The sequence below is a fragment of the Paenibacillus sp. FSL L8-0708 genome (assembly GCF_038009325.1).
Taxonomy (GTDB): Bacteria; Bacillota; Bacilli; order Paenibacillales; family Paenibacillaceae; genus Paenibacillus_AQ; species Paenibacillus_AQ odorifer.
In genome coordinates this window covers 47,080-68,354 of sequence record NZ_JBBPBC010000001.1, presented here as the reverse complement: position 1 = coordinate 68,354, position 21,275 = coordinate 47,080, and the positions used below count along the sequence as shown (strand labels likewise).

The following is a 21,275-nucleotide window of genomic DNA, read 5'->3' as shown; positions in this document are numbered from 1 at the left end:
CGTGCTACAAACTCACAAGAAACACGACGCTTCGCGCGTGCCCCCAAGCAGCACTATATCTTGCGCGTGCCTTAAACTATACAAGCAACACGACGCTTCGCGCGTGCCCAACATTAAAACCTACTAAACCTAAAATAACTAACTTACCGTACGCGGGCGCTCCATACGACCGATGCCCGGCATATGCAGGCTGGACCATTCCGGATGGAAATGATCAAGACGGCTGACGACAATAGTCATGTCATCAAGGATCTCATTGCCCTGATAACGGATTACTTTCTCCAACAGGCTATCCGCTAAATCTTGAGGATCATCACCCTCAAGCTCTTGGATCATCCGTTTCATCCATATCTCCTTATTAACGGCATATCCAGGCGCATCATAAATACCATCGGTCATCATAATTAAAATATCGCCGGGGCGAAGCTGCATACTGATTAGATCCACATCAATATCTTTAATGATTCCTATAGGCAGATTGCTAGAGGTTATTGGAATGACCTCACTCCCCCTCCGGATGAAGCTTGGTGCTGAAGCAATCTTCATAAACGTTGTCTGCGCAGAATATTGATCGATTAAAGCCATGTCGACAGTAGCATAGAATTCATCAGGGGAGCGTAATAAAAGAATTGAGTTGACCGACTTTACAGCCAGCTTCTCATCCATTCCGGATTGCAGCAGCTTTTCTAACATGCCGAGTGCGGCACTGCTCTCCATCCTTGCCCGTTCACCATTCCCCATACCATCACTAATGGATACTGCAAAAGTGCCATTTCCAAGCTCTACGGTGCTGAAGCTATCGCCAGACAGCATATCCCCACCTTTTGAAACAACTGCCACACCCGTGTTTACCTCAAAGGCTTTGGCTGAACCAAAGGTAACCATTGAGAGTCCTTCCCGGGGATGAACCGCCGTCTCACTCATGACAGCAATATTCTCATCCAGAATGTCGGAGAGGAGTGGGGCAATCATTTTACGGCATTCATCAAAACCGCGATTATAAGCGTGCACTACTTCTATTTCTACGCGTCCTGGGTCCAGACTTAAAATTTCAATGCCATGAATAGACAGTCCCAATTTCTCAAGAGCCTCGCGGATTTGCGCTTCCTGCCGATACATGGCCTGTCCCTCGCGCTTAATTTCCTTGGCCAAGTCTTCCATAACCTGTGACACGCCTGACAACTGCTCAGCAACAAATTGGCGACTATCGTATATTTGTCTTTTCCACCGCATATCATGTTGGTAGAGATCATATTGTCCCTTCATGACCTCAAGCACTTCTCCGGTTTTGCCACAAATACGGCTCCATTCCGGTGGCAGCTGAGCAGCCGTAATATCAGGGCATTCCTCAACAGTTGTCATCATATCTGTCATGTATCTATATGTCTGATAGAATTTTGCATCCCAGCAGTGGGTACGGCGAATGCAGCCAGCGCAGGCGCCTTCTGTGACCGTATTCATAAAATCTTCCATTTCACGATCCGATTTGCCCACTTCTCCGGCACGTGGAATCTGACCAAAGCTACTGGAGAGCTGTTGGAATACCTGTGAGAATTGAGTGACCCGTTCTGCAGTCAGATCCCTGACCCTGCGGGCATATTCATGTTGAGATCGGCTATGATCTGACGTGCCCGGTACATATTTTGCAATCGCTGATATCATCGCCTTAGGCGTTAATAGAAACAGCACTACTGCTGCGCAGGTCTCCCATGTTGAGGCCATCATATCACCCGGACCCGTAAAATAGACGGAAAGGATCGTTGATCCCAGCAGCATGCCGATAGATACCGCACCCTTTCGCCCACCCTGCATCATTCCCGCTAGCATTCCGGAAAAAGCAAGCAGGCTCATCTGATAGATAGCACTGATATCAGCCAGACTGAGGATCAACCCCGTCACTACCCCAACAGCTGCACCGAGCGGAGCGCCTCCTGCCATAGCAAAGAGCAAAATTAAATAACGAGACAATATATGTTCTAATGACCAACCATTAAGTGTCCAGCCCACAAGGCCTGTCATTACGGAGGCTAACAGAATAATAAGGCATAAAATCTCCTCGTTCCTCAGCGATCTGCTCTTTTGTTTGTAAGTTAGTAGAGGAAGTGCCTGAATGAACACAAGCGTAAGTACAAACCCGAGTAAAGCATCTAAAGTAGTCATCATAAAAGGGTACCAGGAAAGAGACGGTCCGAGAACAATCTTGAACAGGCCAACCATAAACGAAGATACGAAGACCATAAGGGGTGCATAGGAAAAATCTATTCGTTCGAAACTTTCAAGCCCTCTATAAACAAGAAAAAAGATAATCAGTTCAGCCGTAGTAACCAAGGCGCCCGGAAACGGAGTGAAGAGACTTCCAGCTATAATAGCACCCGCTACAGGTAACATAGAGTCTCGACGCATAAACACAATGACGGCAAAATATGCGACAGCAAAAGGGGACAGCTCGTCCAGAATCATAGCTCTACCTAGCAGAAACCCCATAAAGCTTAACAGAAGCATCCACTTCTTCGCTGTAATAAGCTGAATATATCGCTGCTTCTGACCCCAAGCTATAATACGCGTGCCTAAGGCTTGTCTCTGCTTCTTATCTTCGCTTCCCACTCTTGTCCACTCTGGCAAATTCACCACATTGCTTTTACTCATTTCCCTACACCACCCGTTTAAGAATTTATGGTTCTCATTATATAGCGGGTCATTTGAGAAAGTTTGTCAGAAATGGAGGGACAGTCATAAGAAATTTCCGACAAAAAAGCCTTTGTTCATTATTCCTAAAAAAATAGATCGATCCCTTGCGGCGCAGTAGGTTGCTTCTCCTTAAGCTTGTTTCCAGTGCAGTTTTAGGCGCAAGCCTGGCGGTCATTCGCCAGCGATTGCCCTAGAGTTATGTGAGAATGACATGGATGCTGTCGGCAAGTTTATATGACACGACAAAAAAACCGCAAGGGCGAAATGCCCTTGCGGTTATTTATGATGTACAGGTATTGGATTATACGCGTTTGGCTCCACGGCCTCCGCGCTTTCCTTCTGTGTTCTTCTTAATCGAAGATATCCGTTCTTCGCTGTCTTTCAGGAATCGCGACATTTTATCCTCGAATGAAGGTTTACCGGCTGCAGGCTTAAATGGACGCCCACCCCGTTCACGATTGAATCCACCGCCGCCTCCACCACTGCCGCCACCGCCGCCGAAACGGTCTCCGCCGCTAGGACGTTCTGGTCTTGGAGCTCTAGGCGGACGTACTTCCGATGCTGGCTTGTCAACAGCCTGCTTGATGGAAAGTCCGATCTTGCCGTCCTTATCGACGTTGATCACCTTGACGGTTACTACATCACTAATCTTCAGATGATCGTTAACATCCTTGACGTAATTATCGGCGATTTCCGAGATGTGAACGAGACCTGTGACACCTCCTGACAGATCCACAAATGCTCCGAAATGCGTGATGCCTGTCACTTTGCCTTCTAACTTGGTGCCCACTTCAATTGCCATAGAATAAAATGATCCTCCCTTAAAAATATACAGACGAATATTAAGGTCATCCTGTCTGCGGTGATTTGATTATACAGTAAAGAGCAAAGCAAGGCAACAGAGTAAAAGCCTCTTTTAGCCAGTATTATTGCTCTGATTGCTCTGTTCGAATAGGAGTTTCCCCTTGAGGATAGATATTGTACCATTTACGCGCTAATTGGCCAATATACTCATCATCATTAAGTCTGGACACTTCATATTTCAGTTGATTCAAAGATGCTGTGACACTCTCACTAGTCTTTTGTTTCTTGGCGAGTTGCTCGCCCTTGTCCGTAATTGCCGCACTTTGATTGAAGTAAGTATAACCCGCCCAGCCAAAAAATACTGCCACAAAGAGAATCCACATAACTCTTCTTCTCTTCGCGCCTGCGGCCGAATTTTTGCTGGGATTACTTTTCTCTTCCGCAGTGAATCTGTTCATGCAGCGTACCCCCTAATTCAAAGGTCAGCGTTTCCGCCATTTGGTAATCCATCCAGTAATCTTCACGATCCAGGCGCTATGCTTAAGCCGAGATAACCATGGAGAAATCCACCTTACTGGTAATACCCAAATTGGCTTCGTTAGACGCAGCAGAAGCTTAAGGATGAATAATAGAATACGACCTAGCAGCAATAGCAACCCTATAATAAGGCGCCAAAGCCAGCGAAGAGGTTTACCTATTAGAATCTCCACAAGTCTCCATAGCAATCTGCACATATACTGAACCGATTGAATTAACATTAACACAAAACGCCGCACCGTAACACTGAAGATCAAAAAATAGATCCATATTCCTAGAAATAAACCTAAAAAGACATAAAATCGCAATTGCCCCTGATTTCCGGCATAGAGCATTCTAAAAACAAACAAAGCAGCACAAAGCCAATACAGCAGGTCAAGCATGGCATTCAGCCATTTGGGAAAATTGAACTTGAGCGACAGCACCCGGTAGCTGTCATAGGCCAGTCCCATTGTCACCCCGGCCAATATCATGTAGAACAGCGTCAGCCACTGAACTGCAGGATTCATTTAAATAGCTTACCGAGTAGACCTTTATTTTTGCCCTGCGATCCGGGATCTAGATAAATCAGGGAATGTACATTGCCCTCCAAGGACAACAGTCCATTCTCCAGACTTAAATTTTTGATATGTAAATGATTCCCGCGAATGGTGAGATGGCCGAGTTCTGTACGAAGCAAAAATTCCTCGCTATCAAAGCTCTCCACATTTTGCACGCCCGTCAACTCTAGCTGTTTACGACTGCGCATGTGCAGATCATGCTGTTTATTTACCTTTCCTGGCTCGATCATAGCATGTACCCCTCCTTCTTACCTCTAATCTATGGCAGTAGAAGAAGTTATAGAACATTCCAATCCACTAAAATAAGAGAGATAAAAAAAGAAAAAAGAAGGCACAACTCTACAATATGTAAAGTTATTCCTTCTTATTTACTATTAACTATGTTACTCCTACCAGTCCAAGCCGGTGCTTTTGGCAACAGGCTCTTCCCGAAGTAGAGTATACATACCAGCGGCTTCGTCCTTGCGTGTCGTTTCGACTAGCTTTTCGACTTTGACCGTTACAAGCTTTTGTCCAAATTGCACAGTAATCTCGTCACCGATCTTAACTGCACTACTTGGCTTAGATTCCCGCCCGTTAATCAGCACCCGGCCTTGTTCGGACACATCCTTGGCCACTGTACGGCGCTTGATTAATCGGGACACTTTCAGGAATTTGTCAAGACGCATTAGTTAACGGCTTCTTTAAGCTTGTTACCAGCTTTAAATGCCGGTACAGTTGATTCTGGAATTTCAATCGTTGTGCCCGTTTGCGGGTTGCGACCAGTACGTCCTGCACGTTTACGAGTTTCGAATGTACCGAAACCGATCAGTTGAACTTTATCGCCTTTTGCCAAAGCTTCTGTGATCTCACCCAAGAATCCGTTCAATACTGCTTCTACATCTTTTTTTGCCAATCCGTTTTTCTCGGAAATGTTGTTTACCAAATCTGTCTTGTTCATAATTTAAAGTTCCTCCTAGGATACGAAAAAATAAATGAAACGAGATTCACCGCCATATTATGGGGCAAGCCGTCATTTCGTCTTTATGATATTCTTGATGTCATCTTAAAATCCTGCCACGAATCGTCGTTTTTTAAAAAAAGAAACAGTTATTTCTCAGAAATCGTCGCAGAATCTATTCTATAGCACTATTAAACTACTCGCCATAATCTAAATCAGAGATGAATGCTACTTTCACAGCATTGCCTCATCTTAAGGTCCGTATACCGTACATAGTCTGAGAAAATTACTATACTTTTCGTTCCTCAGTCTTTGCCTCCTGCCACAACTCTTCCATCTCTTCCAAGCTGCTATCTTCTACACTCATACCCTTGGCTCGCAGACTTTGCTCGATATACTGAAACCGACGCACAAATTTGCGGTTGGTCCGGGTTAAAGCTTCTTCCGGATCTGCGCCAATAAATCGGGCAACATTGGTAACAGCAAATAATAGATCGCCCAGCTCCAGGATTTGATCCTCGGCGGCTGCATCAGTATCGATGGCTTCTTGCAGCTCTTCTACTTCTTCACGAACCTTAGCTAAGCAATCCGTAGCGTTGTCCCAATCAAAGCCCACCTTGGATGCTTTTTTCTGAAGCTTGTACGCCTTCATAAGAGCGGGCAAATCACGCGGAACCCCACTGAGGGCGGATAATTCCTCTGGCTTCACGCCTTTACGCCGCTTCTCCTCTGCCTTCATGCCCTCCCAATTGATCAGAGCTTCTTCAGCGTCATTCGCATTCTTGTCACCAAATACATGGGGATGGCGGAAGATAAGCTTATCATTCAGTCCTTCTATGACGTCAAATACGTTAAACGTGCCCAGCTCCTCTTCCATTTGGGAGTGCAGCATGATCTGCAGCAAAAGGTCGCCCAGCTCCTCTTTCATATGGTCTGGGTCATCCTCATCAATCGTCTCAAGCACTTCGTAGGTTTCTTCGATTAGATTTTTACGCAAAGATTCATGAGTCTGCTCCCGATCCCACGGACAACCGTCCGGACTGCGCAAAATATCGACAATCTCATGCAAGCGAGCGAAAGTACGATTTCTTAGCTTCTCCTCACGATTCGCAGGTACATAGACCAGAGACAAATTGCCATAACCCTCAAGCCGGTCCAATTCGTATAGAGGAACAGTCACAATGTTTTCTTCGTTCTCCACGCCAAGGGCATGACCCACCACCACTTCATATTCGGGCGGATACAGCTCCATCAGACATAACTTTGTCTCCGAAGCTGTAAAGCTGTCATAAACCTGGCCAATCAGAGTATGCAATTCAGGTTGAAGCTGAGCGCTGCGAATGCCTGAAGCATCTAATAACTGGAAGCCTTCAATAGGGTCGAACCCCAGTCGCACAAACGCCTCGTCCAGAAAACTCTCCCCGCCTAATATTTGCAGTTCTATTCCTTCTTCCGGGCAACGCTGACGCAGCTGTGAAACAGCTGACTCTGCAACCATGGGGTGCCCCGGAACCGCATAGACAATATCTGTACCGTCTGCGGCGGAGCGAGCCTCTTCAATCAATTTTGAAGTAATTGCAGCATAAACCTCAGGAAACGAAGCTAATGTTTCATACAGTCCATCAAAGGATTGCGTGGCGATTTCAAGCTCGGTGAGAGCAGCCATGACTGGATGCTCTTGGGTACGAACGTAGACAACGGATGCTGCCTTCAGTTTTTTTATAATTCCTAGTGTCAGCCGATCGGGATTACCTGACCCGAGACCGACAACTGTTAATGTTGCACTCATATCTGTTCCTCCTTTTAAGCGGGTTAATTATGGAAATAATCGCAGCTTTTTGAACTTGTCCGCCAGAGACGGGCCGATGCCCGGAAGCTGGCGAAGCTCGCTTTCGCTGAGCAGCCGCAGCACCACCGCGCCTACGGCAAAGACAACGCAGCCTGCGAGCACCCCGAGCAGGCTCTGCGCCAAGCTGGCGGTGCGTCCGCCGCCGATGCCAGCGGCCGTAGCCGCGGCGCCAGTGCCCCAGCTGGCAGCTGCGGCGGCAAGAGCCAGGCCCGCTGTGAGCAGCGCGGGCCGTGCCAGGGCATCTGCGAGGCGAAGCCGCAGATGGCCCTGGCGGTACAGCAGCAGCACGTTAAGCGCTGCTGCGAACGAATGCGCAGCCACGCCAGCGATGGCCGCGCCGGTAATGCCCTGCTGCGGAACCAGCAGCAGGTTCAGGGCCGCCTTGAGCAGCGCGGCGGCCAAAAGGTGCAGGGCCGGGGCGCGCACGTAGCCGAGGCCCTGCAGGAGCGCAGCAGAGATGATGCTGACTGTACCGCCAACAGCGGTAAAAGCCAGCCAAGTCATTGTGCTGCTACCAGCGGTATCGCCGTAAAGAGCCATATTAATCGGCTCAGCAAGCACTGCAAGGCCCGCTGAGGCCGCTAGACCTAACAGCCAGAACCAACGCAGCGACAAGCTGCAGCGGGTCTCAATCAGCTTCATATCTCCCTTGTACTTCGCTTCCGCCAAAGCTGGAATGAACACAACAGACAGTGAGGTGGCAATCATCGTTATAATCTGCACAAGTGGCAAACCCCGATTGTACACACCAAACTGGGCCATCGCAGCTACTTCACTTCCTTCAGACGACAGCAGTCGAGGCACAGTGAATACATCTACAAGACCGATAAGAGGCATAGCCAGTGCACCTAGCATTACGGGAATTCCATAAGCCAGCAGTGTACCTGCTTTAATGCCCATAAACCCTTGCTTGGAACCTAGCCCATGTCCTGCATCCAGCGCTCTTACACGCTGACTTTCGACAGCAGCAGCTTCCTGTTTTACCCTCCGGTGGTGACGTCTCAAGTACAGCAGCATAATTACAAGCCCTGCAGCTCCCCCTCCGGCAGAACCAAGCAGCGCGCCAGCAGCGATGCTCTCAGCTCCTGCTCCCTGCGAAGTGAGATATAAAAGAAGAACAATCATCACTGTAACCCGTACAGACTGCTCTACAATCTGTGACACGGCAGTAGGAACCATATTATGCAGCCCCTGAAAATACCCGCGTATGGCTGACATGACAGGGACAACTGCCAAACCCCAGGCGCTTGTCCGCAAGGCAGGCATTACATGTGAGTTACCTACCCATTCGGCAATGATGGGTGCACCTGCATAGGTGATGGCGCCGATAATCAAGCCGCTGATGCCTGTAATTAGCGCGGATAATAGTAGAATCCGGCGGCCTTCTTCATCGCGTCTCCCAGCCGAAGCTTCGGCGACAAATTTGGAGATCGCCGCAGGCAGACCTAGCATAGCTACCGTTAACAGCATTGTATACAAGGGATACACTGTGTTGTATATACCAAATACAGCATCTCCGCCTAGATTTTGCAGCGGAATTTTTTGAAGTGTGCCAATAAGCTTTGAGATAATGGCCGCGGCACTAAGGATAAATGCGCCTTGCAGCAATCGTGATGTTTGTGTATTAGATTTCATATAATACCTGCTTCTACAACTTTGATGGGATGAATTTCTATATTATAACGTATGTATGCCCACAAGTAGAAACGGTTTTGTGTAAACGACAAAACCCCGTTTGCCCTTTGTATATCTTACCAAAAGGAAAGCGGGGTCTAAATTAAGATTACTGCTCCATTTGTTTGCCCAGGAAAGCGGCAGCCGTTTCGGCCATTTTTATTTCCATTTGCGCCATCTTCGCCGAATCATCCTTGCTCACCATCACTACACAACCAATAGGATCTCCACCGGAAATGATCGGTGAGGCTACATATGAGGACACCAAATCCGGATGATCTTTAGCAATTTCATAACTGCCTTCATTGGTTTCTAACACAGTCTTACGGCTGTCCATGACTTTCTCCAGCAGCACTCCTACCTGTTTCTCCAAATAATCTTTTTTGGAGCCGCCTGCAAGGGCAATGAAGGTGTCACGATCAGCAATCATCGTAATGTGTCCAGTACCTTCGAACAATGACTCCGCGTACTCTTTTGCAAAGTCACCCAACTCACCAATCGGAGAATATTTCTTGAGGATGACTTCACCGTCCCGATCGACGAATATTTCCAGTGGGTCTCCTTCTCTAATACGAAGAGTACGTCTAATTTCTTTGGGAATAACCACGCGTCCGAGGTCATCAATACGGCGAACAATTCCAGTAGCTTTCATTTCACATGTGCCCCGCTTTCTTAAGAAGTATGGTCTTACTACTGTCCATTATGGGAAAGGATAATCCCAGTGATTTATCGTAATATCTGACCATAGTATTCATCTCTTCCCAGATCCTTATACATAAGCTGACATGTATTAATATCTGCATCAAGATAAAGGTAGTTCTACAACCGTTTCTGCGAAATAAAAAGCCATCTTCACTTTAAGTGAAGATGGCTTTTCTAAGGTAAGCTTGTCCATATTTACCGATGTTTATTCAGCGGCATCTGTAGCACTTGGAGAAGCACTTGGGGATGCGCTTGGAGCTGTAGTGGCTTCTGTTCCACTATTTGTTCCGGTTTCATCGGCGGCAGCAGAGCTTTTTGGCAGATTGATGTTCTCAATAATGCCTTCCAGATCCTTTTCCATGAACGTTTCTAGGTTCTTGGATACAATTGAGCTCTTAATGCCTTCTTTTTGCTCATCCGTTAACTGGTCAAAAGTCTTGTCTGTACGGGACTCCACCTTGATGATGTGGTAACCGTAAGAAGTTTCTACAGGATCACTGATGGTATTTAGAGGCAAGGTCTGAGCAGCCTTCTTAAACTCCTCCACATAAGTGCCTACAGCTTTATCTTTATATTCTCCGCCTGCCTCTTTAGAGCCAGTATCGTCAGAATATTCCTTAGCGATGGCTGCGAAATCAGCACCGCCATCCAGCTTCGCCTTAACTTCTTTCGCTATTTTAAGCGCTTCTTCGCTGGTACGCTCTTTGTTGTCTGCATCTGTCAGACCAATTAGCACATGACGCAGTGTGGCAACCGTAAAGTCGCCTTTAGTCGCTTCGAATTCTTTGACAACTTCATCATCAGTCACTTTAAGCAGCATATCCTGATAAACTGTCAGCACACGCTCCATATAAGTACGAATATCTTTCTCTGTAACGTCAGCATCTTTCAATGTCTTCTTATAGGTATCGCCCAACTGTTCCTTAATGCTTGCGATTTGAGTATCGGCTTCTTTCTCCGCTTGCTTTTTCGCTTCATCCGTTGCTTGGGAAGCCAAATATTCAAAGCCCACTTCTTGCTTCAGAATGGACTCCTTAAACGCATCGATCTCTAAATATTGCGCTTGTTGTGGAGAGAGAAATTTCATGATTTTCTGATCCATTGCAAATTCCTTTTGTGTAATCGTTCCACCTTTATAAGTGGCCACAGCTTGATTATCATCCGCACTATTTCCACATGCTGCTAGCATAGAAAAGGAAACTGCCGCTGCCAATGAAACGAGCAGCACTTTCCATGATTTTGTTTTATTTAACGACATTGTGTAGTTCTCCCTTCGATTTAAAAGACTGTTTAGCTTCCTTAAGAAACTGTTCAAGCAAGTCAAGCAGCTGTTTATCACTTAAATCTTTCGATTTGACCCGGATACTGGCTTTCGCATCCCTATCAAATTGTACACGTCTTTCGAAGCTATTTCCAACTTTGGCGAGTTTCGCTGTGTCTAAAGCGCCGAGACTTCCCTCATAGAAATTCAAGGTAACATCATCTCCGCGTCTAATCATGGAATCAATGCCATACATTTTTCCATACACTTTCAAACGAGCGACCGATAGTAGATTCACCACGGCTTCAGGTAACTCACCGAACCGATCCAAGAGCTCATCTTCAAGCTCGGAAGCATCATCGAAGGAGGTTACTGCCGCCACTTTTTTATAAATTTCAATTTTTTGGATACTGTCGTAAATATACTCTGACGGCAGATACGCGTCAATCGACAAATCAATGACTGTATTGCCTTCTTTCAGGGATGTATCTTCCTCCCCAAGCACAGTAACCTTACGCTTACGAATTTCCTCCGCCAGCATTTGTGAGTACAGATCAAACCCCACGGATGCGATAAAGCCATGCTGCTCTGCACCCAGCAAGTTACCTGCACCGCGAATAGACAGATCTCGCATCGCTATTTTGAAACCAGAGCCCAGCTCCGTAAATTCCTTAATAGACTGCAGACGTTTCTCTGCAACCTCTGTCAGAACCTTGTCCCGTTGATACGTGAAATAAGCGTAAGCGATCCGATTGGACCGGCCTACACGTCCACGCAGCTGATAGAGCTGAGACAAGCCCATTTTATCCGCATCATGCACAATAAGTGTATTAACGTTCGGAATATCTACGCCCGTCTCAATAATACTTGTGCTGACGAGCACATCGTATTCTCCGTCAAGGAAATCGAGAATGGTCTTCTCCAGCTCAGATTCCGACATTTGACCATGTCCGATGCCAACTCTAGCCTCAGGAACAAGCATAGAGATTTGAGCAGCCATTTCTTGAATGCCCTGCACACGATTATAGAGATAATAGACTTGACCACCACGAGCTAATTCCCGCTCTACAGCTTCCCGCGTAAGGGTCTGGCTATGCTCCACTACATACGTTTGCACAGGGAATCTGTTCTCTGGCGGGGTCTCAATGACAGACAAATCCCGCACTCCGAGCATCGACATATGTAGCGTACGAGGAATTGGAGTTGCAGTCAGCGTAAGAACGTCTACATTCGTTTTCAGTTTTTTCAGCTTTTCTTTATGAGTCACGCCGAAACGCTGTTCTTCATCCACAATTAATAACCCCAGATCCTTGAATACAAGGTCCTGAGATAACAGACGATGTGTACCGATAACTACATCGACAGTTCCTGCCCTAACGCCTTTAATCGTCTCGTTCTGCTCTTTACGGCTGCGGAAACGACTTAAGACCTGAATATTAAGCGGGTAATTAGCGAAACGTTCCCGGAAGGTCTCATAATGCTGCTGAGCCAAAATCGTTGTCGGGACTAGCACCGCCACCTGTTTACCTTCAATCGCTGATTTAAAAGCCGCCCGAATAGCCACTTCAGTCTTACCATACCCAACATCACCGCAAAGCAATCGGTCCATTGGCCGGTTTTGTTCCATATCCTTCTTAATCTCTTCGATAGCCCGAAGCTGATCTCGGGTCTCCTCGTAAGGGAACATTTCTTCAAATTCATGCTGTTCCTGTGTATCCTTTTCAAAACCATATCCTGCGGCACTTTGGCGCTCAGCATATAGCTTTATCAAATCATCAGCAATATTCTGAACGGAGGAACGAACCTTATTGGTCACTCGTGTCCATTCGTTGCCGCCTAGCTTATATACTTTCGGCTCTTTATCTTCGGAACCGACATATTTCTGAATCAGGTCAATCTGCTCAATCGGAACTGAGAGCTTATCGCCGCCAGCATACAGAATATGCATGTAATCACGGTGAATACCGCTGACCTCAAGCGTGCCGATTCCCATATATTTTCCGATACCATGGTTCTGATGGACGACATAATCACCGATTTTCAGCTCTGTGTAACTCTTGATCCGTTCTGCATTATCTATTCCTTTGGAGATCTTCCGTGCCTTCCGCTGCTTCTGAGAGAACATTTCTCCCTCAGTTATAACAGCTAGATGAATAGAGGGCAGCTCAAAACCAGAACCCAGATTTCCTTGTACAATCATCGGCTCGTTAATGCCGTAATCATAAAGAACTCTGCGCACTCGTTCAATCCGTTCCTCACTGCTCGCAAGCATCATTACCTTAACACCGGACTTCTGCCAACGCTCCATTTCCGATTTCAGCACATTCATCTGGCCATGGAAATCCTGCATTCCACGACTGATAAACCCAAGAATGTTCTGAGGCTGAATATGCGGAACCTGACGTAAAAAGATTGACATAAACAGGCTTTGGAACGGGCGCTGATACATAACAACATCCGTATCGACAGAGAGATCTAGATCCGGCAATGATTTGCCGTTTTGCAGCAAATGCAGATTCCATTCCGATTCATCCCGTTCAAGCTGTCTCGCCGTTTCGAGCAGTCTTGTCGGCTCATCTAGAATAAGAATGGTATCCTGGGCCATGTAATCAAATAAATGAGAGCGTTCAGGATATAAAAGACTGATATATTTATAGATCTCCGGGAAATAAGTACCTTCCCGCAGCATTTCCAGCTCACGGCCAATTTCTTCCCGCAGCCTGAGCTTCGCCTGGCGATCCGCCATCTTCTCCAACTGTCGCTCCATCATAGCTGAGGCTTCAGCAGAAGCAGATTCCTGGCGCAATCTACTAGCTATAATCTCTTTAGCCGGTGTAATCTTCACACTACGTACCTTATCAATAGAACGCTGATCCACTGGATCAAAAGTTCTTATGGAATCAACCTCATCGTCAAATAACTCAACCCGATAAGCCAAAGGAGATGTCATTGGATAAAAATCAATTATTCCACCCCGTACGCTCAGTTCACCACGATTTTCAACCCGCTCTACTCTTTCATAGCCCATTTCAATCATGGACATCAAAAATTCATCCAGAGCAAGCGTTCCATCTTGGGAAACGGTGACTTGCGCCTCTGCCATAACCTCTGGGGCTGGCAGCAATCTACGCACTCCTGAGTAAGGAACTACAACAATACCACGGAAGCCCTGAGCGCATTTGGTCAGCACATCTATACGCTGAGCCAGTGTCTCTGGGCTTGATACAGCCGCTTCTGCAGCCACTAGTTCATTGGCGGGATAGAGCAGAACCCGGTCAGGAGAAAGCGCTTCCTGCAAATCATCGGCCATCTTCTGGGCCGAAAACATATTATGAGTCACTACAAGTAAGGGACGAGTTGTCTCTTCATGTAATGCTGCAAGCATAATCTGTCTAGCAGAACCTGTAAGCCCCGAAATGAGCTGCTCTTTCATACCTGCAGCAACACCATGGGTGATAGACTGGAAATCGGGATCCTTGGAAAAAGCTTCTATAAGACCTTGTAACAACAGGCGCACCTCTCTTACTAAACAGGCTAACGGTGGCATAGCCACCGTCACCTATTATGATTGGAATCGAAAAGAAGCCTCAGCTGTAACGCCAAGGCTTGCGGATGACGATAGAGACAGGCGCTTCCACCTTACTGAAGCGGACTTGTCAGCAGGCTAAGCTCCGGATTGTTCTCTAAAGCCTCCTTGCAATAGTCGCAAGTAACCTTTACCGTGATTTCACCTTCTGAATTATACGCTATTATATCTCTGCGCTCCGCAGGGGTCAAGGAATGAAGGCCCAACTGCATTTCTGTAACATCACTTCTATTAATACTGCCTAGAGATGTCTTACAGTGCCTACAAACATAGTTTATTGCCATCTATATGCCTCCTGAAGGTACTATATACCTTCAGTATGTCCGGGCAGCTTCATCTTTAGCCTTAAAAACAACAGGGTTTACAGATTAACCATTGAACTTAGCCATCGTCTGCTCGAATGAATGCTGTAAGCTGTATTCCAGTGCATCACAAGTATTAAGGATCATTTGCTTAAGCGGATCGCTTTCCTTCTTAGGAAAAGTAGAAAGAACATAATCGACAATAGCAAAACCTGGCTCAGGACGAGAAATACCCATTCGTACCCGATTGAAATTTTGTGTTCCTACATGCTGTATGATGGATTTAATTCCATTATGTCCACCAGCGCTTCCTTGATAACGCAAGCGGATTTTTCCGATTTCTGTATCCAAATCATCATAAACGACGATCATATCTTCAAGTTGAACTTTGTAATAATCCATATAAGCGCGAACGGCCTCACCGGACAAGTTCATAAAGGTCATGGGCTTAATCAATACGGTTTTGACGCCACCAATGACCCCTTCACCGAAGACGGATTTACATTTGCTCTGGTTGAAGGCAATTCCGTTCTGGGCAGCAAGCTCATCCAAAGCCATAAAGCCAACATTATGCCTTGTTTTCGCGTACTGTGTTCCGGGATTTCCCAATCCGACAATCCATTTCATTATCGAACCTTTCCTTTCCGTTCGGGCTCTCCGGCAAGAGGAGTCCGTTTTTGGTACAATAGATCTAATCTACATATCTCTGTGCAACCAGAGCGAAATTATACTCCGAAGACAGGTGATAACCCATGCCGCACAAAGGCGAATTATTGACACATCAACGCCATTTTCAGTACCACATCCAATATGCTGTGCCCGTGGAAATATACAAGGGCGACGTGCATATTGATATCGGTGTATTAACAGCGGTAGACGAAGCTTTCGTGGAGCTACAAGGGACACTATATAACCGCAGTTTATTCACCTTTGTCTCCCGTCCCGGATATTAAATCCAGTAGTTCTACCTGTAGCACGCCGATAAGGGTTACATCTCCGAGAACGGAGGTGTAACCCTTTTGTACTATTCATTCGTTATATTTATTCAATCTCGAACAATTTACTAATCGACAACTCTTCATGAACGCGGATAATTGCCTCACCCATAAGTGGAGCCACGGACAACACCTTGAGCTTAGAGGTTGGATTCGCGCTACGAATTGGAATGGTATCCGTCACGATAATTTCTTTGATTGGAGAATTCTCCAGACGCTCGTGTGCAGGACCAGACAATACTGGGTGTGTACAGCATGCGTATACTTCCTTCACGCCGCCTTCCATCAAAGCATTAGCACCAAGTACGATCGTTCCAGCGGTATCGATGATATCATCGATCAGGATGGCTGTTTTGCCTTCGATATTACCGATGATGTTCATAACTTCGCTGACGTTAGGTTCTGGACGACGCTTGTCTATAATAGCCAGTGGAGCGTTCAGGAAATCAGCAAGCTTTCTTGCACGTACTACACCGCCATGGTCCGGCGATACGACAACTGGGTTCTCGATTTGCTTGGAACGGAAATACTGAGCCAGAATCGGTACACCAAGCAAGTGATCCACTGGAATATCGAAGAATCCTTGAATCTGCATGGCATGCAGATCCATCGTGATTACACGGTGAGCGCCAGCCTTTTCAATTAGATTGGCTACCAGCTTAGCGGTAATGGGGTCACGGGAACGGGCTTTACGATCTTGACGGGCATATCCGTAGTAAGGGATAACCACGTTGATGCTTTTTGCGGAGGCACGTTTAAGCGCATCTACCATAACCAAAAGCTCCATCAGGTTATCATTTACAGGGCCACAAGTGGATTGAACAATATAAACATGGCATCCCCGAACGCTTTCTGACAGCTTGACCTGAATTTCTCCATCGCTGAAACTTGTGGTGTGTGATTCACCCATCGGAATCCCGATGTAATCAGCAATTTGACTAGCTAGCTTAGGATTGGAGTTACAGGTGAAAATCTTTAACTTGGAATCACAATAAGTCATAAAATATAAACCCTCCGTGACGGAATTTAGCTTTCCAAAGGCGCCGGCGCGGAAATATAAGTCCGTCCGGCGCTTCTTAGCAACGCTTTACGATGGACTCGAGTGGTCTTTCTTCGCTTTAGCACGGGAACGGATCTTCTCTGCATATCCCGGTTTGTTCTCTTGTCTTACTCTAGCTACAGCCAGATCGTTCTCGGAAACGGAACGTGTAATTGTCGAACCTGCTACAACAAAAGCCCCTTTGCCCACAGTAACTGGAGCAATAAGGTTAACATTACTGCCAATAAAGGCATCGTCTGCGATTGTTGTCTTGAATTTATTATACCCGTCGTAGTTAACGGTAATCGCACCGCACCCGACGTTTACATTCTTACCTACAGATGCGTCGCCAACATAACTAAGATGTGACACTTTTGAACCGTCACCAATCGTAGCATTCTTGATCTCGACGAAATCTCCAACCTTAACTTCTTCTCCAAGCACAGAGCCTGGACGCAAATAGGCAAAAGGCCCAACGGTTGTCCGTGCGCCAACTTGAGCTTGATTCAATACGGACTGCTTAATCGTTGCATCATCCATAATCTGACAGTCTTCGATTTCACTAGCCGGTCCGATCACACAATTGTCCCCGATTACAGTCTTCCCTTTCAGGATAGTTCCTGGATAAAGCGTAGTATCTGATCCGATAACTACATCTGCTCCGATATAAGTCGAGGCTGGATCAATGATGGTCACACCGCCTAGCATGTGTTTACGATTAATACGTTGACGCATAAAGGCTTCCGCTTCGGACAAAGCTAAACGATCATTAACGCCGATAGACTCAGCTGCGTCATGGGTCTGATATCCTAGTACGGTATCCCCTTGTGAACGAAGAATCCCAATCACATCAGTCAAATAATACTCCTGCTGGTTATTACTGTTCGTTACCTTCTCGAGTGCAGCAAATAATTTAGCATTATCAAAACAATAAGTGCCTGTATTGATTTCTTGAACCGCATCTTCTTCAGTAGTGCAATCCTTCTGCTCTACAATCTTCAGAACGCCGCCATCTTCACCACGAATAATTCTTCCGTAGCCTGTAGGTTTTTCCATAACAGCTGTCAATACGGTTGCAGCCGCATTACGCTGTTCATGAAGCGCCATTAGTCCTTCCAGGGTCTCCGTGGTTACGAGTGGTGTGTCTCCACAAATAACTATAGTTGTTCCTTCTTCGCCAGCAAGTAAATCCTTTGCTTGTTTGACAGCATGGCCAGTGCCGAGCTGAGTTTCCTGCAGAACGTATTCCGCTCCTTCACCTACATAGGCCTTAACTTTCTCTGCGCCATGCCCAACAACAACAACGGTGCGCTGGCATCCGGTCGCTTTTACTGTATCAAGCACGTGCCCTACCATCGGCTTACCGCAAACGGGGTGCAGCACCTTATATAATTTAGATTTCATTCGCTTGCCTTGACCTGCGGCAAGTACTACAGCCATTCTTTTCAAGAATGCCAACCTCCTACTCTTGAACTCACTACTGAATATATCTCATTCCGGGCAAAAAGAAAAGAGAACCATGAAGTCATGGTTCTCTTTTCTATAAACCCCAAGTTAGAAAAGCATTTATCGCTGCCTTTCGAAGATGTCGTCAAATCCTTCACCAGCAATAGCTTTTCTTGCAAGATCAGGCTGCTAATTCATGAAGTGTATGTCGGTGTGATCTTATCAAAAACGGCGGATCCTACGCCACCCAAAAGGTAGCAGTCTTCCGAGGAAGCCTAAGCTCCCTCTTCAATAACTTCTTCTTCTTCCGTAGCGGCGCGATCGTACTCGGCCAGAACCGCGGATTGAATCTTCTCGCGTGTTCCCGAAGAGATCGGGTGCGCGATATCGCGGAATTCGCCGTCCGGTGTACGCTTGCTGGGCATTGCAACAAACATCCCATTATTGCCATCGATGACGCGAATGTCATGAACAACAAACTCGTTATCGATGGTAATGGATGCGATTGCTTTCATTCTCCCCTCAGAGTTAACGCGGCGGAGTCTGACATCCGTAATTTGCATGTGTGTGTTCACCACCTTTTTCCATCAGAGACTTGGTGTATAATTCCACACAGCAAAGCGAATTCCTTCTTTTTGATTCCATAAAATACCTAAAAAAGAAATATATTTTTTGGGATATGTTGTTTTCGACATACATCGAGTAGTTTTCTTAATATTCCTTACGTTTTCGACAATTTCCACGCTTTTTGAAAATGTAAGAGAATGGCTAATCAAGAGGAAAAGTAGTTGCCCGGATGCGCCGAAATTCTCCGCTCTTTCGAGTCTACTTCACTTAGTTTTACCAAGGACACGTAATCGTGCAACAGACGCTCTTCCGTCTCTACAGCGCCTGATTCCACTAAAACGCCTACCCCAGCAACCTCGGCATTAAATTCACCGAGCAGATCGACCATACCACGTACAGTCCCTCCCGCCTTCATGAAGTCATCTACGATAAGTACTCGCGATTTCTCCTTGAGTGCACGTCTGGAGAGAGACATTGTGTGTATGCTTTTATGAGATCCTGATACGTAGTTAATACTTACTGCTGATCCCTCTGTAACCTGATGGTCACGTCGCACAAGCACTACCGGCAAGCCTAGCTGCGCTGCTGTTGCATAGGCTAGTGGAATGCCTTTCGTTTCAACGGTCATCACCACATCGATTTCCGATCCGTAAAAGGCCGTTGCGATGATCTTACCCGCCTGTTCCATCAAAGACGGCAACCCAAGTAGATCCGACATATACAAATAACCGCCAGGCAATATCCGGTCAGTCTGCTCTAGCTGCACACATAAGCGCTGCACAAAGGTAAGCGCCATATCTTTAGGCATAACCGGGATATAACGTACTCCACCCGCTGCACCAGCTAAAGTCTGCAGCTCTCCGATGCCTTCACCTTCAAATACTTCTTTTATGATTGCCAAATCTTCACTGATGGAGGATTTAGCCGCTCCATAGCGATCGGCAAATATAGACAGCGGCAGTAGTTCATGCGGCCGCTCAAGTAAAAACTGAGTCATGTCTACCAAACGTTGGCTTCTTTTTAATTTCTTCACGGAATGCTCCTCGCCAAAACCGAATATTTTAGAAAAATATATCACTTTTGTACGGGTTTACACAAGAGAAGCAGACTAATTCAGTGATCTCACTGCGTAGACTTCCTTGCAGAACCCTCGCAGCCCGTTGTAAATCCTTGCTACTTTAGACTGCTTGGACACTAATCCGAATACGGTAGGTCCACTGCCTGACATCAGTACGCCATCTGCTCCAAGCTTTATCATCGCTTCCTTAAGCTGCTGAACTTCTGGATGCAGCTTTAGGGTAACATCTTCAAGCACGTTGCCCAGATGGTTGCACACGCCCCCAAAGTCTCCAGCTTCTATCGCTTGCTGCATCTTTCGAGCAGAAGGATGAACCGCTATATTATTGCTCCGAACGCGTCCATACACTTCTGCAGTCGATACATTGATCGGTGGTTTCGCCAACACAACCCAGCATTGTGGCGGGTTATTGATTGGTGTCAGCTTTTCGCCTCGTCCTGTAGCCAAGGCTGTGCCGCCTGTGACGCAGAAAGGTACATCAGAACCCAGCTCAGCGCCAAGCTCCTGTAGCTCCTGCGCAGGAATACCCAGACGCCACAGACGGTTTAGACCGCGTAGCGTAGCTGCGGCATCACTGCTGCCGCCAGCCAGGCCAGCCGCAACCGGAATTCTTTTATCCAGATGGATATGTACCCCACTCTTCACGTTATAACGGTCTTTAATAAGCCTTGCCGCCTGGAAAGCTAAATTTTTCTCGTCCAGGGGAATATAACCAGCCTGACTTGATATTATAATAGTATCCCTTGGCAGCTCAGACAGCTCTAAGCGGTCTGCTAAATCTACCATGGTCATAATCATTTCCACCTCATGAAAACCGTCAGCACGTTTGTGCAGCACATCCAGCATCAAATTAATTTTAGCTGGTGCCTTTTCATACATTTTCAAGGCGTTCACCCACCTTCAGCTTTTCCCGTAAAAACAACTTAACATATTATATGAGAAACTTCTAATGAAGTCCAATAATAAAAGGGTGTCGCCATTTAGACGCACCCTTTTTCAGTAATATTCAATTTATAGCCTAAAATTTAAGATTTCCGCGCAGCCTGTTCAGCAAGCTGTATCGCTTTTTTCACCATGTTGCCAGCGTCTTGAGTTGTAATTCCACCCCAGCCCTCACGTTCCACGGTTTCATAAAAACCCAGCTCCTTGGCTAACTCTGTCTTCAGTTCCTCCGACATCATGCCTCGTTTTCTGCGGCTCATTACGGAATTCCTCCCTTATGAAAATAAATGATTAACCCGTTGCCC

General features: G+C 46.5%; 21 protein-coding genes. 1 reads left to right on the top strand and 20 read right to left on the bottom strand.

Features of this window, described 5'->3' with window-relative positions; translation table 11 throughout:
• Positions 1 to 138 precede the first annotated feature (138 nt).
• The 14 genes from spoIIE to pth form a co-directional block, all read right to left on the bottom strand.
• Complete coding sequence (spoIIE, locus tag NYE58_RS00315; RefSeq protein WP_341000887.1) at positions 139 to 2,646, bottom strand: stage II sporulation protein E; 2,508 nt, start codon at positions 2,644 to 2,646, stop codon at positions 139 to 141.
• Positions 2,647 to 2,989: 343 nt separating this feature from the next.
• Positions 2,990 to 3,490 carry a S1 domain-containing RNA-binding protein gene (locus NYE58_RS00310; protein ID WP_036678766.1) on the bottom strand — a complete coding sequence of 167 codons (501 nt, stop codon included), beginning with the start codon at positions 3,488 to 3,490 and terminating at the stop codon, positions 2,990 to 2,992.
• 124 nt (positions 3,491 to 3,614) lie between these two features.
• Positions 3,615 to 3,950 (bottom strand): FtsB family cell division protein, encoded by a 336-nt coding sequence (locus tag NYE58_RS00305; protein WP_076130075.1) that lies wholly within the window; start codon positions 3,948 to 3,950, stop codon positions 3,615 to 3,617.
• A gap of 24 nt (positions 3,951 to 3,974) precedes the next feature.
• On the bottom strand, positions 3,975 to 4,538 hold the full coding sequence (yabQ, locus tag NYE58_RS00300) for a spore cortex biosynthesis protein YabQ (protein ID WP_076277927.1): 564 nt from the start codon (positions 4,536 to 4,538) through the stop codon (positions 3,975 to 3,977).
• A complete protein-coding gene (yabP, locus tag NYE58_RS00295) occupies positions 4,535 to 4,819 on the bottom strand; it encodes a sporulation protein YabP (protein WP_036678773.1) in 285 nt (94 codons plus the stop codon). Before yabP ends, yabQ begins: the two co-directional genes overlap by 4 nt.
• 159 nt (positions 4,820 to 4,978) lie before the next feature.
• Positions 4,979 to 5,257 (bottom strand): RNA-binding S4 domain-containing protein, encoded by a 279-nt coding sequence (locus NYE58_RS00290; protein ID WP_076130073.1) that lies wholly within the window; start codon positions 5,255 to 5,257, stop codon positions 4,979 to 4,981.
• On the bottom strand, positions 5,257 to 5,529 hold the full coding sequence (locus NYE58_RS00285) for an HU family DNA-binding protein (RefSeq protein ID WP_036678778.1): 273 nt from the start codon (positions 5,527 to 5,529) through the stop codon (positions 5,257 to 5,259). Before NYE58_RS00285 ends, NYE58_RS00290 begins: the two co-directional genes overlap by 1 nt.
• A 289-nt stretch (positions 5,530 to 5,818) precedes the next feature.
• Positions 5,819 to 7,318, bottom strand: a complete 1,500-nt coding sequence (mazG, locus tag NYE58_RS00280) for a nucleoside triphosphate pyrophosphohydrolase (RefSeq protein WP_076277928.1) — start codon at positions 7,316 to 7,318, stop codon at positions 5,819 to 5,821.
• Positions 7,319 to 7,345: 27 nt separating this feature from the next.
• Positions 7,346 to 9,013 carry a putative polysaccharide biosynthesis protein gene (locus NYE58_RS00275; RefSeq protein ID WP_076277929.1) on the bottom strand — a complete coding sequence of 556 codons (1,668 nt, stop codon included), beginning with the start codon at positions 9,011 to 9,013 and terminating at the stop codon, positions 7,346 to 7,348.
• Positions 9,014 to 9,161: 148 nt separating this feature from the next.
• Complete coding sequence (spoVT, locus tag NYE58_RS00270) at positions 9,162 to 9,704, bottom strand: stage V sporulation protein T (protein WP_036678783.1); 543 nt, start codon at positions 9,702 to 9,704, stop codon at positions 9,162 to 9,164.
• 255 nt (positions 9,705 to 9,959) lie between these two features.
• Positions 9,960 to 11,012: a peptidylprolyl isomerase gene (locus tag NYE58_RS00265; RefSeq protein ID WP_076307260.1), complete on the bottom strand. Its 1,053-nt coding sequence runs from the start codon at positions 11,010 to 11,012 to the stop codon at positions 9,960 to 9,962.
• Positions 10,999 to 14,523, bottom strand: a complete 3,525-nt coding sequence (gene mfd / locus NYE58_RS00260) for a transcription-repair coupling factor (RefSeq protein ID WP_038568019.1) — start codon at positions 14,521 to 14,523, stop codon at positions 10,999 to 11,001. The genes NYE58_RS00265 and mfd overlap by 14 nt, the downstream gene beginning before the upstream one ends.
• 131 nt (positions 14,524 to 14,654) lie before the next feature.
• Entirely contained in the window at positions 14,655 to 14,885 is a 231-nt protein-coding gene (locus NYE58_RS00255) for an anti-sigma-F factor Fin family protein (RefSeq protein WP_036678789.1), read from the bottom strand.
• 84 nt (positions 14,886 to 14,969) lie between these two features.
• Complete coding sequence (gene pth, locus NYE58_RS00250) at positions 14,970 to 15,530, bottom strand: aminoacyl-tRNA hydrolase (protein WP_076218449.1); 561 nt, start codon at positions 15,528 to 15,530, stop codon at positions 14,970 to 14,972.
• 125 nt (positions 15,531 to 15,655) lie between these two features.
• Between pth and NYE58_RS00245 the strand changes: the two genes are divergently transcribed.
• Positions 15,656 to 15,856 carry a hypothetical protein gene (locus NYE58_RS00245; RefSeq protein WP_036678792.1) on the top strand — a complete coding sequence of 67 codons (201 nt, stop codon included), beginning with the start codon at positions 15,656 to 15,658 and terminating at the stop codon, positions 15,854 to 15,856.
• Between the two features lie 88 nt (positions 15,857 to 15,944).
• Here NYE58_RS00245 and NYE58_RS00240 read toward each other — a convergent pair whose 3' ends face one another.
• From NYE58_RS00240 to NYE58_RS00215, 6 genes are all read right to left on the bottom strand, one after another.
• A complete protein-coding gene (locus NYE58_RS00240; protein ID WP_036678796.1) occupies positions 15,945 to 16,898 on the bottom strand; it encodes a ribose-phosphate diphosphokinase in 954 nt (317 codons plus the stop codon).
• Positions 16,899 to 16,985: 87 nt separating this feature from the next.
• Positions 16,986 to 18,386: a bifunctional UDP-N-acetylglucosamine diphosphorylase/glucosamine-1-phosphate N-acetyltransferase GlmU gene (gene glmU / locus NYE58_RS00235; protein ID WP_076138495.1), complete on the bottom strand. Its 1,401-nt coding sequence runs from the start codon at positions 18,384 to 18,386 to the stop codon at positions 16,986 to 16,988.
• Between the two features lie 272 nt (positions 18,387 to 18,658).
• A complete protein-coding gene (gene spoVG / locus NYE58_RS00230; protein ID WP_020425826.1) occupies positions 18,659 to 18,946 on the bottom strand; it encodes a septation regulator SpoVG in 288 nt (95 codons plus the stop codon).
• Positions 18,947 to 19,155: 209 nt separating this feature from the next.
• Positions 19,156 to 19,983: a pur operon repressor gene (gene purR / locus NYE58_RS00225; protein WP_036678807.1), complete on the bottom strand. Its 828-nt coding sequence runs from the start codon at positions 19,981 to 19,983 to the stop codon at positions 19,156 to 19,158.
• A 75-nt stretch (positions 19,984 to 20,058) separates the two neighbouring features.
• Complete coding sequence (gene ispE / locus NYE58_RS00220; protein WP_076138497.1) at positions 20,059 to 20,913, bottom strand: 4-(cytidine 5'-diphospho)-2-C-methyl-D-erythritol kinase; 855 nt, start codon at positions 20,911 to 20,913, stop codon at positions 20,059 to 20,061.
• A 140-nt stretch (positions 20,914 to 21,053) separates the two neighbouring features.
• The gene (locus NYE58_RS00215) at positions 21,054 to 21,230 is read right to left on the bottom strand and encodes a small, acid-soluble spore protein, alpha/beta type (RefSeq protein WP_036678812.1); all 177 of its coding nucleotides are present in this window, start codon (positions 21,228 to 21,230) and stop codon (positions 21,054 to 21,056) included.
• Between the last annotated feature and the right edge of the window lie 45 nt (positions 21,231 to 21,275).

What these genes read in the sequence shown, in the direction of transcription:
- NYE58_RS00305 (WP_076130075.1), bottom strand. Translation starts at nt 3,950, where the DNA reads ATGAACAGATTCACTGCGGAAGAGAAAAGTAATCCCAGCAAAAATTCG.
- yabP (WP_036678773.1), bottom strand. Translation starts at nt 4,819, where the DNA reads ATGATCGAGCCAGGAAAGGTAAATAAACAGCATGATCTGCACATGCGC.
- spoIIE (WP_341000887.1), bottom strand. Translation starts at nt 2,646, where the DNA reads ATGAGTAAAAGCAATGTGGTGAATTTGCCAGAGTGGACAAGAGTGGGA.
- pth (WP_076218449.1), bottom strand. Translation starts at nt 15,530, where the DNA reads ATGAAATGGATTGTCGGATTGGGAAATCCCGGAACACAGTACGCGAAA.
- NYE58_RS00290 (WP_076130073.1), bottom strand. Translation starts at nt 5,257, where the DNA reads ATGCGTCTTGACAAATTCCTGAAAGTGTCCCGATTAATCAAGCGCCGT.
- spoVG (WP_020425826.1), bottom strand. Translation starts at nt 18,946, where the DNA reads ATGCAAATTACGGATGTCAGACTCCGCCGCGTTAACTCTGAGGGGAGA.
- NYE58_RS00240 (WP_036678796.1), bottom strand. Translation starts at nt 16,898, where the DNA reads ATGACTTATTGTGATTCCAAGTTAAAGATTTTCACCTGTAACTCCAAT.
- NYE58_RS00255 (WP_036678789.1), bottom strand. Translation starts at nt 14,885, where the DNA reads ATGGCAATAAACTATGTTTGTAGGCACTGTAAGACATCTCTAGGCAGT.
- NYE58_RS00310 (WP_036678766.1), bottom strand. Translation starts at nt 3,490, where the DNA reads ATGGCAATTGAAGTGGGCACCAAGTTAGAAGGCAAAGTGACAGGCATC.
- NYE58_RS00275 (WP_076277929.1), bottom strand. Translation starts at nt 9,013, where the DNA reads ATGAAATCTAATACACAAACATCACGATTGCTGCAAGGCGCATTTATC.
- NYE58_RS00215 (WP_036678812.1), bottom strand. Translation starts at nt 21,230, where the DNA reads ATGAGCCGCAGAAAACGAGGCATGATGTCGGAGGAACTGAAGACAGAG.
- NYE58_RS00245 (WP_036678792.1), top strand. Translation starts at nt 15,656, where the DNA reads ATGCCGCACAAAGGCGAATTATTGACACATCAACGCCATTTTCAGTAC.
- NYE58_RS00265 (WP_076307260.1), bottom strand. Translation starts at nt 11,012, where the DNA reads ATGTCGTTAAATAAAACAAAATCATGGAAAGTGCTGCTCGTTTCATTG.
- NYE58_RS00285 (WP_036678778.1), bottom strand. Translation starts at nt 5,529, where the DNA reads ATGAACAAGACAGATTTGGTAAACAACATTTCCGAGAAAAACGGATTG.
- mazG (WP_076277928.1), bottom strand. Translation starts at nt 7,318, where the DNA reads ATGAGTGCAACATTAACAGTTGTCGGTCTCGGGTCAGGTAATCCCGAT.
- spoVT (WP_036678783.1), bottom strand. Translation starts at nt 9,704, where the DNA reads ATGAAAGCTACTGGAATTGTTCGCCGTATTGATGACCTCGGACGCGTG.
- yabQ (WP_076277927.1), bottom strand. Translation starts at nt 4,538, where the DNA reads ATGAATCCTGCAGTTCAGTGGCTGACGCTGTTCTACATGATATTGGCC.